This is a genomic window from Bacteroides sp. AN502(2024) (assembly GCF_041227145.1).
Taxonomy (GTDB): domain Bacteria; phylum Bacteroidota; class Bacteroidia; order Bacteroidales; family Bacteroidaceae; genus Bacteroides.
The window spans coordinates 133,248-146,557 of the sequence record NZ_JBGFSP010000003.1 but is presented as its reverse complement, the minus strand read 5'-3'; the positions used below and the strand labels follow the sequence as shown (position 1 = coordinate 146,557).

The following is a 13,310-nucleotide window of genomic DNA, read 5'->3' as shown; positions in this document are numbered from 1 at the left end:
CTCTTCACGAAGGCCGGTGACTATTTGGCACCATCTTTTTTTAAGATGGAAATCCCTTCTTCTCTTTCTGTGAGTTCAATCAGTCTTTCAAAGGCATGGGAACGAAGTTTTTCAAGTTCCAAAGCCTTTCTCAGACGCAAATTTTCCGCTTCAAGAAGTTCTTCTTTAGATTTTGATTTTGGATTCTTTTTCATTTGAAGATCTGACAGAAGTTCGGGGGACAAAGATAAGGAATCCGAATCAATTGCATAACACTTTTGCCAACGCAGAATATAAGTATGGTTGGGTAAACCCCATTTCTTGGCAGTAGCAAACATTGACAAACCGCTACTGAAGTAATCACGGAGAACTTCCAATTTGAAAGTCTCAGAATAAATCTTACGAGATAATTTAGACATAATTTTTCTTTTTTTATGTCTCTAAAAAGGTGTCAACCTAAATCCGTATAAGACAAAACAAATCGGGCTTGCAAAAAATTGGCGGTGATAGGTGATAGATGAGGTGATAGGTTAATAACAACCTATCACCGCTTTGTAAATACGATGAATAAAGAGTTTCAGGACGACGGTGATAGGATGAAAGAGGAATTGACGAAATCAACAGGGAAAGGATCGGTAATAACACTCGTTGGTGCATCAAACTGCTTTGCCGTAACCATGGCACCATCCAACTCAAGGATGTCGAAATTACTCTGCTAAGAGCCGTGAACTATTTATCTCCTAAAATGGGATTGGTGGATATTGTCCGTCAATCAATACTTGTAAACGATTACTTAGAGACTGTAATATCTGTGACAAAACTGCATGATATTCATCGAAAATTGAAAATAACCATTTCACTATGCGTCCCTATTCTGAAAGGTGGTCCCCAAAGGGATAATCCGGAAGATACGTATACGTGGCTGTTTCCCCATTGGCGATAACCGTGGCTTTGCTCGAATATAAAATCCGTCATCCAATTAATGGGCCATATTTGTCCGTGGTGTGTATGCCCGCTGAATTGCAGGTCGATGCCGGCAGCTTCTGTCTCTTCTAAATAGAAAGGTTGATGATCTAATAAAATGATAGGTTTGCTTTTATCGACATTTACCATTAATTCCTGCAGGGAATGACGCTTGCGGTTATGGCGGTCATCACGTCCTATCAGTTGTATGCCATTAGGAAGTGTAACTACTGAATCGCGCAATAATTGTATTGGAGTATTTTTTATATATCGAATACTTTCATTGATACCACTGATGTATTCGTGGTTGCCGGGAACCATATAGATACCCATAGGAGCTTTCAATTCGGCCAATTCTTCAGCCATATTCTCTGTATAAAGAGGTACGACGCTATTATCGATCAAGTCACCGCTAATCAGTATCAAGTCGGGATGTTGTGCATTTATCATTTCCACATATTTTTTTAATGCGGCTTTCCCTGTACCATTCCCCAAGTGAACATCGCTGATTGCAGCGATTTTAATTGCTTGGGGAGTATCTCCATACTGTTTATTGGTTAAAATGCTGACTACATTGGTTTCCGGATGATGATAGTTGTACACTCCATATCCCAGCAATCCCAATGTGAGTACTAAAGACAGATAGAACCTGTATTTGCAGACAACTTTGAATAATCTCAAGATATCAAACAAAAGTAGGAAGATTGTCATGTATAAAGTAAATATCAGCCAACTTGTTCCAATGGTGTACATCGAATGCGAGATAAAGAGAGGTATCTCAAGGTTACGAGCCGGCATCGTGCCGAAAAAGGACAAAGCACATATCCAAAATAAAACGGTTAGGAAGATTTTTACTCCGAGAGATTTAACTATCAAAACTTGCTTTGCACTGATAAATATGTAGGCATTACCTGCCAGATAAAGAGTGATGATAATCAGTAAATATGTGAGCATAGTGTTTACTTAAAATCAGAAAATTTACAGGGGCAAAGATAGGTCTTATTGTTGAGTAAAAAGAGTTAATAGTGCTGATATGACTCTAAAATAGTCAAATAAGGGAGAGGAAATGTGTGTTAAATATGAAAATTTATAGGAAAATCTGTTTTTCTTCCGTATCTTTGTCCTCTGAAATGAGAAGACTAGCCTACATAACAGCACTCATCCTTTCTCTTCTGATTATCTATTCAGGAGGTGGAGTCTCTATTGTGCGTTATTGCTGTGCCCGTTGTGAAACGGTGCAAAGCTGCTGTGATACAGGTTGTCCGAAGTGTAAAAAGGCTCATACTTGCGATTCGAAAAAAGGCTGTAAAGAGAAAGGGTGTACAGCTACTATTTATAAGATCGACCTCATGAAACATACTACCGAACTGACAGTATCAGCTATGGTAGTCGATTTTGAGTGTGAGCATTTTTGCTATCTGTTGACTCCGACTTATGGGGATAAACAGGTTGAATATGATAGTCTGACCTCTCCGCCACCGCTCTGCTCAAGGCAGAAGTTGGCGCTATATTCTACCTATATTATTTAGCCACTATTTTTTTTCTTCTTAAATTCTTTGCTTTTTATGAAATATGAAAGTGAAGTGAAGTTGAATGCAACTAGGTTGCATGAGAAATGAATTATTTTTGTATCTCGAAAGTAACTTTAGAAAGAATGAAATATTTGATGATAGGTCTGTTCCTGTTATTTGCCGGTTATATAAATGCGCAAGTACGGGGAACAGTGAAAGACAGTACCGGAGAGGCTATTCCGGGGGCAAATGTATTCTGGATGAATACAGGGCAAGGAGTGACAACTAAGGAAGACGGTAGCTTTTCTATCGCAAAACCCTCAGGAAGCCACATGTTGATAATTAGTTTTATCGGTTTCCGGAACGACACCATTCATGTGAGCAGTAAAAAACAGCAATTAGATATTGTGCTTCGTGATGGAGTGGAATTGAATGAAGTAAATATTGTCACTCGTAAACTGGGAACGATGAAATTGCGCAGTAGCGTGATGAATGAAGATATGATAAGCAGTGCCGAATTGAGTAGAGCTGCTTGTTGTAATCTGGGTGAAAGTTTTGTGACCAATCCTTCGGTGGATGTGAGCTACTCTGATGCGGCAACAGGAGCCAAACAGATAAAATTGTTGGGACTGTCCGGCACTTATGTGCAGATGTTGACGGAAAACATTCCGAACTATCGCGGAGCAGCTTCATCTTATGGATTAGGGTATGTTCCCGGTCCGTGGATGCAGAGTATACAGGTTTCCAAAGGTATATCTTCCGTAAAGAATGGTTATGAAGCCATTACAGGACAGATCAATGTGGAGTTTAAGAAACCGCAGTTGCCGGAAGCCGACTGGGTGTCTGCCAATCTTTTTGCAAGCACTACCAACCGGTATGAAGCCAATGCAGATGCTACATTGAAACTCTCCAAACGGTGGAGCACTTCGCTGCTGGCGCATTATGAAAATGAGACCAAGGCGCATGACGGTAATGATGACGGATTTGTCGATATTCCACAAGTGGAGCAGTATAATGTGTGGAACCGGTGGGCGTATATGGGTGACCATTATGTTTTTCAGGCAGGTATCAAAGCCCTTTCTGAAACGCGTACCAGCGGACAAGCTAGTCATGGAGGAACCATACACTCCGGTGATTTATATCAAGTGGGAATCGATACAGAGCGTTATGAATTCTTCACCAAGAATGCTTATATCTTTAATAAGGAGAAGAGTACCAATCTGGCTTTGATTCTTTCCACTACTTTACACAATCAGGATGCTGCGTATGGACGCAAACTCTATAATGTGGATCAGACCAGCGTCTATGCTTCGCTGATGTTTGAAACGGAATTTAATTCGCAGAACAGCTTTTCAGCAGGATTAAGTTTCAATTATGACGCCTATAACCAACATTATCGTTTGGAAAATAATACGGACAATCCTCTCAAAGTCTTTGAAAAGGAAGCCGTTCCCGGTGCTTACGTGCAATATACGTTGAACCTGAACGATAAATGGATGGTGATGGCAGGTCTGCGTGGAGACTACAGCAACGAACATCGTTTCTTTGTGACTCCGCGTGCGCATCTTAAATACAATCCGAATGAGTATGTGAACTTCCGTTTTTCTGCCGGAAAAGGGTATCGCACCAATCATGTGCTGGCAGAAAATAATTATCTGCTTTCCAGCAGCCGCAAGGTGGAGATAGCCAAGAATCTGGATATGGAAGAGGCTTGGAATTATGGTGCCAGTGTATCTGCTTATATTCCTATATTCGGAAAAACACTGAATGTGAATGCGGAATATTATTACACAGATTTTCTGAAACAAGTAGTAGTGGATATGGATAGCAATCCTCATGAAGTAGCTTTCTATAATTTGGATGGACGCTCTTATTCGCATGTATTTCAAGTGGAAGCAAGCTATCCTTTCTTTAAAGGATTCACCTTGACGGGGGCCTACCGGTTCACGGATGCAAAAACGACCTACAAGGGTGAAAGAATGGAGAAACCTCTGACCGGTAAATACAAAGGATTGCTCACTGCTTCTTACCAGACACCGTTGGGAATTTGGCAGTTCGATGCAACACTGCAACTGAATGGTGGTGGTAGAATGCCTGCTCCTTATGAATGGGGAGACGGACAGTTATCCTGGGAACGTCGTTATGGTAGTTTTGAGCAGTTGAGTTTACAGGTGACACGTTACTTCCGTCGCTGGTCTATCTATGTGGGAGGCGAGAACCTGACAAATTTCAAACAAAAGAATCCGATTGTTGATGCGGCGAATCCTTGGGGGAATAACTTTGATTCTACTATGATATGGGGACCGGTACACGGGGCGAAAGGATATATCGGAATACGTTTTAATTTAGCTAGAAATAGTGAGTAAAGACAAGAATAGTGAGCAAGGAAACGATCACTAGGAAATATATAATATTAATTTTAGATTGATAAGAAAAATGAAAACAAAAAGATGGATGGTCACTTGCGTAGTGGCTCTTTTGAGTGTAACAGCTGTATTGGCAAAAGATATTCGTGTAGTCGTATTTAAAGTGTCTCAGATGCATTGTGAGAGATGCGAAAAGAAAGTAAGGGACAATATGCGTTTTGAAAAAGGACTGAAGGATATTTCGACCGAGGTAAAAACCAAAACGGTGACTATCACGTATGATGCGGAAAAAACAAATGTAAAGAAGTTGCAAGCGGGATTTAACAAGTTCAATTATGAAGCTGAATTTGTAAAAGAAACAAAGAAAGGTGATCAGAAGAGTGATAGGAAGTAATTGAGCAATACCTATATTCGCTTGTTTCTATAATTAAACAATGGTTCTTCCCCGACTCCTTTGAGGAAGAAGGGGAAGACCGTAACTGGTAATTATATGGGTAATACAATAAAAAAGGTATTTCCTGTGCTTAATATGCATTGTGCAGGGTGTGCCAATAATGTAGAAAAAACAGTGAAGAAATTGTCGGGAGTCATGGAGGCTTCCGTTAATTTTGCTACCAATACATTGACCGTTTCTTATGAAAAAGGCCAGTTGACTCCTGGAGAAATCCGTGCAGCTGTGCTCGCGGCAGGTTATGATTTGATTGTGGAAGAAGCCCGTAAAGAGGATCGTCAGGAAGAGGAGCAGCATAAGCGTTACACTCGTTTGAAGTGGAAAGTGATTGGGGCTTGGATTTTGGTAGTACCGTTGCTGGTATTTTCCATGGTGCTGATGCATATACCATACTCTAATGAGATTCAGATGGCACTTGCTATCTTTGTCATGGTCTTTTTCGGAGGTGGCTTCTTTACCGGAGCTTGGAAACAGGCTAAACTGGGGCGGAGCAATATGGATACTCTGGTTACACTTAGTACTTCCATTGCTTTTCTCTTCAGTCTGTTCAATACTTTCTTCCCCGAATTCTGGTATGATCGTGGATTGGAACCGCATGTTTATTATGAGGCTTCTGCGGTGATTATCGCTTTCGTACTTACCGGAAAACTGATGGAGGAGCGTGCTAAAGGAAATACCTCTATTGCCATTCGCAAGTTGATGGGGATGCAGCCTAAGGTTGCCCGGGTGCTGCGCAATGGAGTAGAAGAGGAGATTTTGATCGAGAATCTTCAGATTGGTGATAGGGTTGTTGTACGTCCTGGAGAGCAGATTCCTGTGGATGGCTTGCTTTCCGAAGGTGATTCGTATGTCGACGAAAGCATGATTAGCGGTGAACCGGTTCCGGTAGAAAAAAAGAAAGGCGATAGAGTATTGGCGGGAACAATCAACCAGCGTGGTTCGTTTATCATACATGCTACACAGGTAGGTAGTGAAACGGTGCTTGCCCGCATCATTTCCATGGTGCAGGAAGCACAGGGTAGCAAAGCTCCCGTGCAACGTATTGTCGATCGTATTACAGGGATTTTTGTACCTGTCGTATTGGGCATTGCCGTCCTGACACTTGTTTTATGGGTTACCATTGGTGGTGGAGAATATATTTCTTATGGTGTTCTGTCGGCTGTTTCTGTCCTTGTCATTGCTTGTCCGTGTGCTTTAGGACTTGCCACGCCTACTGCATTGATGGTGGGTATAGGCAAAGCTGCCAGCCAGCATATCCTTATTAAGGATGCGGTGGCTTTGGAACAAATGCGTAAAGTGGATGTCGTTGTATTGGATAAAACCGGGACATTGACTGAAGGACACCCTACAGCTACCGGATGGTTATGGGCACAGTCGCAGGAGCCACATTTCAAAGAGGTGCTTTTAGCGGCAGAGATAAAATCGGAGCACCCTCTTGCCGGTGCCATAGTCTCTGCACTTCAGGATGGGGAGAACGTAAAACCTGCTGCTTTGGATAGCTTCGAAAGTATTACGGGCAAAGGAATCAAAGTCTCTTATGAGGGACATACTTACTGGGTAGGTAGTCATAAACTCCTAAAAAATTTCAGTGCGGCAGTAAATGATGTGATGACTGAAATGCTGGCTCACTATGAATCGGATGGTAATGGCATTATTTACTTTGGATGCGAGAATGAGTTATTGGCTATCATTGCTGTTTCCGACCCGATAAAGGCTACTTCTGCCGAAGCAGTAAAAGAATTGAAACGCCAAGGTATTGACATCTGTATGTTGACAGGTGACGGGAAGAGGAGTGCATTAGCCGTTTCTTCCCGTTTAGGGATCGAACGTTTTGTCGCTGATGCTCTGCCGGACGATAAGGCTGAATTTGTGCGTGAGCTTCAAATGCAGGGAAAGAAAGTGGCTATGGTGGGAGATGGTATCAATGATTCGCAGGCTCTGGCACTGGCTGACGTCAGCATTGCCATGGGAAAAGGAACAGATATTGCTATGGATGTAGCTATGCTAACCTTGATGACATCGGATTTACTACTGCTTCCTAAGGCTTTTCTGTTATCAAAGCAAACGGTCAAACTGATTCATCAGAACCTTTTCTGGGCATTTATTTATAACCTGATTGGTATTCCTATTGCTGCCGGTATCTTGTTCCCCTTGAATGGTTTGTTATTGAATCCGATGTTGGCGAGTGCTGCAATGGCTTTCTCCAGTGTGAGTGTAGTGCTCAATTCATTGAGCTTGGGAAGAAAATAAGGATGTGGTTATAACAAATAACGAACTGTAAATCATCAAAGGTGAATTTGAATAGCAAACGGTGAACTGTAATTTACAGTGAATAGCAGGTAATAGACGGTGAATACTTTGCGGATTATGCGCAATTTGTTCACCGTTCATTGTTTGTAACTTCCTGTTTCTAATTTTATCCTCGTTATTCTTTCTAAGGATTATCTGTTTCTGAATTCCAATGGCGTCATCTTTACGTATCGTCTAAAGTACTTGCTGAAAAAAGAAGCACTGGGGAAATTTAGGGAATAAGCTATTTCTTGAATAGTCATATTAGTACCTTTCAGTTTGGCTTTGGCATCCATGATTACAATATATGCAATGGTATCCAATACTCTTTTACCTGTCACTTGTTTCACGGTTGTACTTAGATGCTGAAGAGATATTCCCAGTTTGTCTGCGTAGAATTGTGCGCGGCGTTCATTCTTATAATTCTCCTTAATGGCTTGAATCAATTCCCGGCAGATCTCCTTTTTGCGGTTCGAACTGCTGTTCCCGCCCGGAATTTTATGATATATCAACCGTATGCTTGTCAGGATGGTCTGAAGAGACAATTCAACCAGTTCAGAGTCCATTTTGAAATTCTCATTGCAACTAGCCCGTGATAATAGGGTAAAATAGTCTCTCAGATAACTGGCTACTTCTTCATTAAGAGGAACTACCGGTTGTTCTATGAGTTTGGGATATGCATTACCAATAATCTTCATCAGATTGATTCGTCCGGTACAAAAGGCGGAGAAACCTGCAAAGCAAAGGCGTACTTTTTCTGTTCTCTCCCGGAATTGGATGATTGTTCCCGGTAACAATGTTATCAGGTCATTCGGACGGATTTCATAATCAAGCAGATTAATGGAAGCTTTTATCGAACCTTCGGTACAGATCGCAACAATACAGGCTTGCAACCGACAAGATTGCTTATAGATATTTAGAATCTCTTCCGTAACATTCGTCCATGCTAACACTTCGGTAGGTAAGTCTACTTGTGGAAAGTCCATTTTCATACTTGTGTTTATTATATTATGGAAACAAATATACGCATTTTCTTTTTATTTCTTACCTTTGTTCTTATGAAAACAGTTTTTATCGATTGGAATTTAATACCATATGCCGAAGCATGGCACCGGCAGACGGAGTGGTTTGATAACATAATCCGGGCAAAAGTCCGGGGTGAAAGTTATGAAAATCGTATTGTGATGTGCGAGCATCCTCATGTTTATACATTAGGTCGTAGCGGGAAAGAAAATAACATGTTGTTGAATGATGAACAACTGAAAGCCATCGATGCCACTCTCTATCATATTGATCGGGGAGGGGATATAACTTATCATGGTCCCGGACAACTGGTATGCTATCCGATACTGAACCTTGAGGAATTTCAGCTGGGATTGAAAGAGTACGTTCATCTGTTGGAAGAAGCGGTGATTCGTGTATGTGCTTTTTATGGTATTGAAGCCGGGCGTTTGGAGAAAGCGACAGGAGTTTGGCTGGAGGGTGATACGCCCCGTGCGCGTAAAATTTGCGCTATCGGAGTGAGGAGCAGTCGCTTTGTCACTATGCATGGGTTGGCTTTGAATGTGAATACGGATTTACGCTATTTCAGTTATATCCACCCTTGTGGATTTATAGATAAAGGTGTCACTTCTCTTCGTCAAGAGTTAAAGCACGATGTGCCAATGGACGAAGTGAAGCAACGTCTAGAAAATGAGTTTAGAAAACAATTCCAACTCCCAGTTGCCATGTCCGGTGCATAAAACAGCCTTTATCAGCCAGGGTATAAGAAAAGTCTGCACGTATCGGCCAGAAGTTTATTCCACAGCCTAAAGTGCCGTAGTTGCCTACTCCTTTGTCCTTGTCTCCCAAATGGTATCCTGCATGAGCAATACCATATTTCAGGAAATGGTATTCGGCTCCCACGTCAGCTTGGAGATGACGGATTTCAGAAGGAAGCAGATCATTGAAGTCAAGTGCAACCTGCAAACGGTTTTCTATACTGAATGGCAGGTCGATCGTACCTCCTAAACCTAATCTGGCGGGTAGCTTCTGTCCGTCCAGCTTTTTGCCTAGGTTGGCAGTTTGGAAACCAATACTCCAAGAGACCATCTCGTCCAGCAGAGCCATTTTGCGATAGTAAGTCGCACCCAAGTCCAGGCAAACACTGTTTGGGTTGTCTGCACCTCCGGTAGCTTTTGCTTGCAGATATCTGAACGTTAATGAAAGAGATAGATTTCTAGCTACATTTCTGAAATAGGTAGCTTCCAAGTCCCATATATGAGGACGGTAATCGAGCACTTTGGGCTCTTTGAAATGCCGGAAGCCTACAGCAAATCTATGTATACCATCCCTGCCGATTGGGCATCCGGAGTGAGTCCCAGAAAGTAAGCGCTTGCTATTTCTTGTGCTCCCAGTAAAGTGGGGAATAAGCAGGAGGCAAGAAGGAGATGTTTTACTCGTTTCATAATCAGTCGTTTTTAGAGTGATACATCCGGACAACGCGTATGCCTGTCCATGATTTATTGTTGTTTAGCATGTGATTGAGAGGCTTATCGCTGACAACTACTTTTCCCAACGTAGAAGAAGCGTGCAGCAAATGTAGTTTCCCATGTCTGTATTCTGCTATTCCCACATGAGCTATGTCCAGTCCGGGCAACTTTGTTGTAATAGCAATAATATCTCCATTCATGATCCAAGGTAATCCGGATGCCGGCAGTTCGCTTTTCGGTAACCAATGTACTGTTTTTCCGGAAATTGCTTTTTCGTGTTCGCTTATTAGTGCTATATTTTCCTGTGAATCAGCTAGTTTCCTGTATTTTTCCGGGTGGGTGGACATATACGAAAGGGATAATTTCATGGTATGTTCACTGTCTCTTGCAGTGACATCGGTAAGGAATCCGTGTCGGATTCCATTTTCAATCCACTCGGAAGTGTAATGTAACCGGGAGGGGTATCCGTTGATGATGCCGTCCCGATAACGTATTTTTTGCAGATTGTCGGCAAAAGAAGAACCGAGTGCCTGTGCAAGTGTATATTCTACGAAAGTCAGGCAATCTACTGCATCGGTTCGAATTACCAACGTTTCTTTTTCGTTTTGATCTAACGTATTGGCAACATATCTGGTTCCCAAATAAGATTTCCCGATTCGTAACATAGACTCGGGACTTTCCGGAACTACAGCACCGTCGGGCCACAAAGATAGCTCGACGGGCTGCTGTGCAAATGATATTGCAGTTATAAGTGATGTTATGATGGATAAGAGTCTCCTCACAATTATTTATTTAATTTTCATTGATGCCTTTATAAAGTAAAGAATCAATAATGCGTATGCTCCTAATGCCAACACTTCTGACCAAGTATTGTTCAACCATGCTTCATTTACCAGATTGATTCCACCGAAGCGCATGGCAGCACTGACTACTCCCATCAATGCACCTCCGGCAATGAAACCGGATGCCAGTAAGGTTCCTTTTTCTCCTCTTTCCGTATTCAGAGTTGCGTCTTTACTACGGGTTGTGACAAACCAATTAACAGCTCCGCCTACAACCAATGGTACATTTAGTTCCAATGGAATAAACATACCTAGTGCGAAAGCTAATGCGGGAATTTTGCAAAGAGTCAGAATAATCGCTAAAACAGCACCGATGCCGTACAGCAACCAAGGTGCGCCTACACCGCTCATCAGTGGCTCGATAACGGCTGCCATTGCATTTGCTTGTGGAGCAGCCAGCGCGCCACTTGTAAATCCGTATGTCTTATTCAGGATAATCATCACACCGCCTACTGTTGCAGCTGATACGATCGTTCCCAGAAATTTCCATGTTTCCTGTTTGGCGGGTGTACTTCCCAGCCAGTAACCAATCTTCAGGTCGGTGATGAAACCTCCAGCCATCGATAGTGCGGTACATACTACACCGCCCATCACTAATGCGGCAACCATACCTGAAGGCCCTTTCAATCCGACAGCCACCATCACCACAGAAGCCAGAATCAGCGTCATCAATGTCATTCCCGAAACCGGATTAGTACCTACAATGGCGATGGCGTTAGCTGCTACTGTGGTAAACAGGAAAGAGATTCCGGCAACAAGAGCAATAGCTACCAGTGTATGCAACAGATTCCCTTGCATGACATCCAGGTAGAAGAACAACACGATTAGTACCAGTGTGATGATAGAGCCGACGGCGATAATCTTCATGGAAAGATCCCGCTGTGTGCGGATAATGCTTTTCTCTACATTCCCTTTGCCGCTCATCTCTTTCGCTGCCAGTCCGACAGCACTTTTGATGATGCTCCAGGAACGGATAATACCAATTACACCTGCCATAGCGATACCACCGATACCGATACTCTTGGCATAATATTTGAATATTTCTTCCGGACTCATCATACCTACGGCAGATGTAATTTCCGGATTCCAGGCATTCAGTACACTGTCGCTCCAAATAGCAGACATTCCCGGAAGGATAATCCACCATACAGCCAATGAACCGGCACAAATGATGGAAGCATATTTCAATCCGACGATATATCCCAAACCGAGTACGGCAGCACCGGTATTTACTTTAAAAACCAACTTGGCCTTTTCTGCAAGCATTTCTCCGGCACTGCAAACACGAGTTGTAAAGTTTTCGTTCCACCATCCGAAGGTAGCTACGATGAAGTCATATAATCCGCCGATCATGCCTGCCATCAGTAACGGTTTAGCCTGGCTGCCACCTTTTTCCCCGGAAATCAGCACCTGTGTAGTAGCTGTTGCTTCCGGGAAAGGATATTTCCCATGCATGTCACTGACAAAGTATTTGCGGAAAGGAATCAGGAATAGAATACCCAATACGCCACCCAATAAAGAACTGATGAATACCTGCATGAAAGTAACTGTCATCTCGGGATATTTGGCTTGGAGAATATAAAGGGCGGGGAGAGTGAAGATAGCTCCGGCAACAATTACTCCGGAACAGGCTCCGATAGACTGGATAATTACGTTTTCTCCCAATGAATTTTTTCTTTTTGCAGCTCCGGAAACTCCTACGGCAATGATTGCAATCGGAATAGCTGCTTCAAATACCTGTCCGACTTTCAGTCCCAGATAGGCAGCGGCAGCTGAAAAAAGGATTGCCATGGCAATCCCCCACGCAACTGACCAGATATTAACTTCCGGATAACTTTTTGAGGGACCCATCAATGGGTTGTACACTTCCCCGGGTTTCAACTCTCTGAACGCATTCTCAGGCAGTCCGGTGAATTTGTCTTCTTCTTGTTTCATAATGAATAATGTGTTTATTTATCTTTTCGCCCTCAAAGTAAACAAAAAAAAAGGAGAACCGAAAGATTCTCCTTTATGTAATAGCCTATTTTTTCTTACTTTGTATCTTTTGCTGTCATATCCCCCTCGATATACAATCTTATCATCTCTGTTTTGGCATTGGTACGTAAGGTGATCGATTTTTTGAAATGTCCCGGATATTTGCCTGTTCCGTTGTAAGTCACTTTAATCGTTCCCTTTTTGCCCGGCATGATAGGTTCTTTTGTATATTCGGGTACTGTACATCCGCAAGAGGCTACAGCCTGATGGATGACCAGAGGGGCATCGCCGATATTAGTAAAGGTAAATGTGCAACTGACAACCGGACTGTTTTCTGAAAACTTGCCGAAATCGCGGGTTGTTTTGTCAAATTTGATATCTGCATTTGTTTGCGCAAACACAAAACCAACGCCCATTACTAGCAGGCTCATTAAAAAAAGTATCTTTTTCATTTTTCCTTCTAT

At 42.5% G+C, this 13,310-nt stretch carries 11 protein-coding genes and 1 pseudogene; 5 read left to right on the top strand and 7 right to left on the bottom strand.

Features of this window, described 5'->3' with window-relative positions:
* Positions 1-20: 20 nt before the first annotated feature.
* Positions 21-398 carry a hypothetical protein gene (locus tag AB9N12_RS00615; protein WP_369889012.1) on the bottom strand — a complete coding sequence of 126 codons (378 nt, stop codon included), beginning with the start codon at positions 396-398 and terminating at the stop codon, positions 21-23.
* Positions 399-810: 412 nt separating this feature from the next.
* A complete protein-coding gene (locus tag AB9N12_RS00610; RefSeq protein WP_369889010.1) occupies positions 811-1,896 on the bottom strand; it encodes a metallophosphoesterase in 1,086 nt (361 codons plus the stop codon).
* A 176-nt stretch (positions 1,897-2,072) separates the two neighbouring features.
* On the opposite strand from AB9N12_RS00610, the gene AB9N12_RS00605 reads away from it, so the two are divergent.
* The 4 genes from AB9N12_RS00605 (at position 2,073) to AB9N12_RS00590 (ending at position 7,520) form a co-directional block, all read left to right on the top strand.
* Positions 2,073-2,471, top strand: coding sequence for a hypothetical protein (locus AB9N12_RS00605; protein WP_369889009.1), 399 nt, complete (start codon positions 2,073-2,075; stop codon positions 2,469-2,471).
* Between the two features lie 125 nt (positions 2,472-2,596).
* On the top strand, positions 2,597-4,819 hold the full coding sequence (locus AB9N12_RS00600; protein WP_369889008.1) for a TonB-dependent receptor domain-containing protein: 2,223 nt from the start codon (positions 2,597-2,599) through the stop codon (positions 4,817-4,819).
* 70 nt (positions 4,820-4,889) lie between these two features.
* Positions 4,890-5,213, top strand: a complete 324-nt coding sequence (locus AB9N12_RS00595) for a heavy-metal-associated domain-containing protein (RefSeq protein ID WP_369889007.1) — start codon at positions 4,890-4,892, stop codon at positions 5,211-5,213.
* Between the two features lie 96 nt (positions 5,214-5,309).
* Positions 5,310-7,520, top strand: a complete 2,211-nt coding sequence (locus AB9N12_RS00590) for a heavy metal translocating P-type ATPase (protein WP_369889006.1) — start codon at positions 5,310-5,312, stop codon at positions 7,518-7,520.
* 191 nt (positions 7,521-7,711) lie between these two features.
* Here the strand turns inward: AB9N12_RS00590 and AB9N12_RS00585 are convergent, their stop codons facing one another.
* On the bottom strand, positions 7,712-8,551 hold the full coding sequence (locus AB9N12_RS00585; protein WP_369889005.1) for a helix-turn-helix domain-containing protein: 840 nt from the start codon (positions 8,549-8,551) through the stop codon (positions 7,712-7,714).
* 66 nt (positions 8,552-8,617) lie between these two features.
* On the opposite strand from AB9N12_RS00585, the gene lipB reads away from it, so the two are divergent.
* On the top strand, positions 8,618-9,301 hold the full coding sequence (gene lipB / locus AB9N12_RS00580; RefSeq protein ID WP_369889004.1) for a lipoyl(octanoyl) transferase LipB: 684 nt from the start codon (positions 8,618-8,620) through the stop codon (positions 9,299-9,301).
* On the opposite strand, the pseudogene AB9N12_RS00575 reads toward lipB, so the two are convergent.
* The 4 genes and pseudogenes from AB9N12_RS00575 to AB9N12_RS00560 all read right to left on the bottom strand — a co-directional run bounded on the left by AB9N12_RS00575 (position 9,258) and on the right by AB9N12_RS00560 (position 13,298).
* Positions 9,258-10,006 (bottom strand): annotated as a pseudogene (locus AB9N12_RS00575) (PorV/PorQ family protein). The gene lipB and the pseudogene AB9N12_RS00575 sit on opposite strands and share 44 nt — an antisense overlap.
* A gap of 2 nt (positions 10,007-10,008) precedes the next feature.
* The gene (locus AB9N12_RS00570) at positions 10,009-10,770 is read right to left on the bottom strand and encodes a DUF1460 domain-containing protein (RefSeq protein WP_369892773.1); all 762 of its coding nucleotides are present in this window, start codon (positions 10,768-10,770) and stop codon (positions 10,009-10,011) included.
* Between the two features lie 48 nt (positions 10,771-10,818).
* Complete coding sequence (locus AB9N12_RS00565; RefSeq protein WP_369889003.1) at positions 10,819-12,807, bottom strand: OPT family oligopeptide transporter; 1,989 nt, start codon at positions 12,805-12,807, stop codon at positions 10,819-10,821.
* Between the two features lie 95 nt (positions 12,808-12,902).
* Positions 12,903-13,298: a DUF1573 domain-containing protein gene (locus AB9N12_RS00560; RefSeq protein WP_369889002.1), complete on the bottom strand. Its 396-nt coding sequence runs from the start codon at positions 13,296-13,298 to the stop codon at positions 12,903-12,905.
* Positions 13,299-13,310: the final 12 nt, after the last annotated feature.

Coding starts and splice junctions, on each gene's coding strand:
- AB9N12_RS00610 (WP_369889010.1), bottom strand. CDS start 1,896: ATGCTCACATATTTACTGATTATCATCACTCTTTATCTGGCAGGTAAT.
- AB9N12_RS00605 (WP_369889009.1), top strand. CDS start 2,073: ATGAGAAGACTAGCCTACATAACAGCACTCATCCTTTCTCTTCTGATT.
- AB9N12_RS00560 (WP_369889002.1), bottom strand. CDS start 13,298: ATGAAAAAGATACTTTTTTTAATGAGCCTGCTAGTAATGGGCGTTGGT.
- AB9N12_RS00590 (WP_369889006.1), top strand. CDS start 5,310: ATGGGTAATACAATAAAAAAGGTATTTCCTGTGCTTAATATGCATTGT.
- lipB (WP_369889004.1), top strand. CDS start 8,618: ATGAAAACAGTTTTTATCGATTGGAATTTAATACCATATGCCGAAGCA.
- AB9N12_RS00615 (WP_369889012.1), bottom strand. CDS start 398: ATGTCTAAATTATCTCGTAAGATTTATTCTGAGACTTTCAAATTGGAA.
- AB9N12_RS00600 (WP_369889008.1), top strand. CDS start 2,597: ATGAAATATTTGATGATAGGTCTGTTCCTGTTATTTGCCGGTTATATA.
- AB9N12_RS00595 (WP_369889007.1), top strand. CDS start 4,890: ATGAAAACAAAAAGATGGATGGTCACTTGCGTAGTGGCTCTTTTGAGT.
- AB9N12_RS00565 (WP_369889003.1), bottom strand. CDS start 12,807: ATGAAACAAGAAGAAGACAAATTCACCGGACTGCCTGAGAATGCGTTC.
- AB9N12_RS00585 (WP_369889005.1), bottom strand. CDS start 8,551: ATGAAAATGGACTTTCCACAAGTAGACTTACCTACCGAAGTGTTAGCA.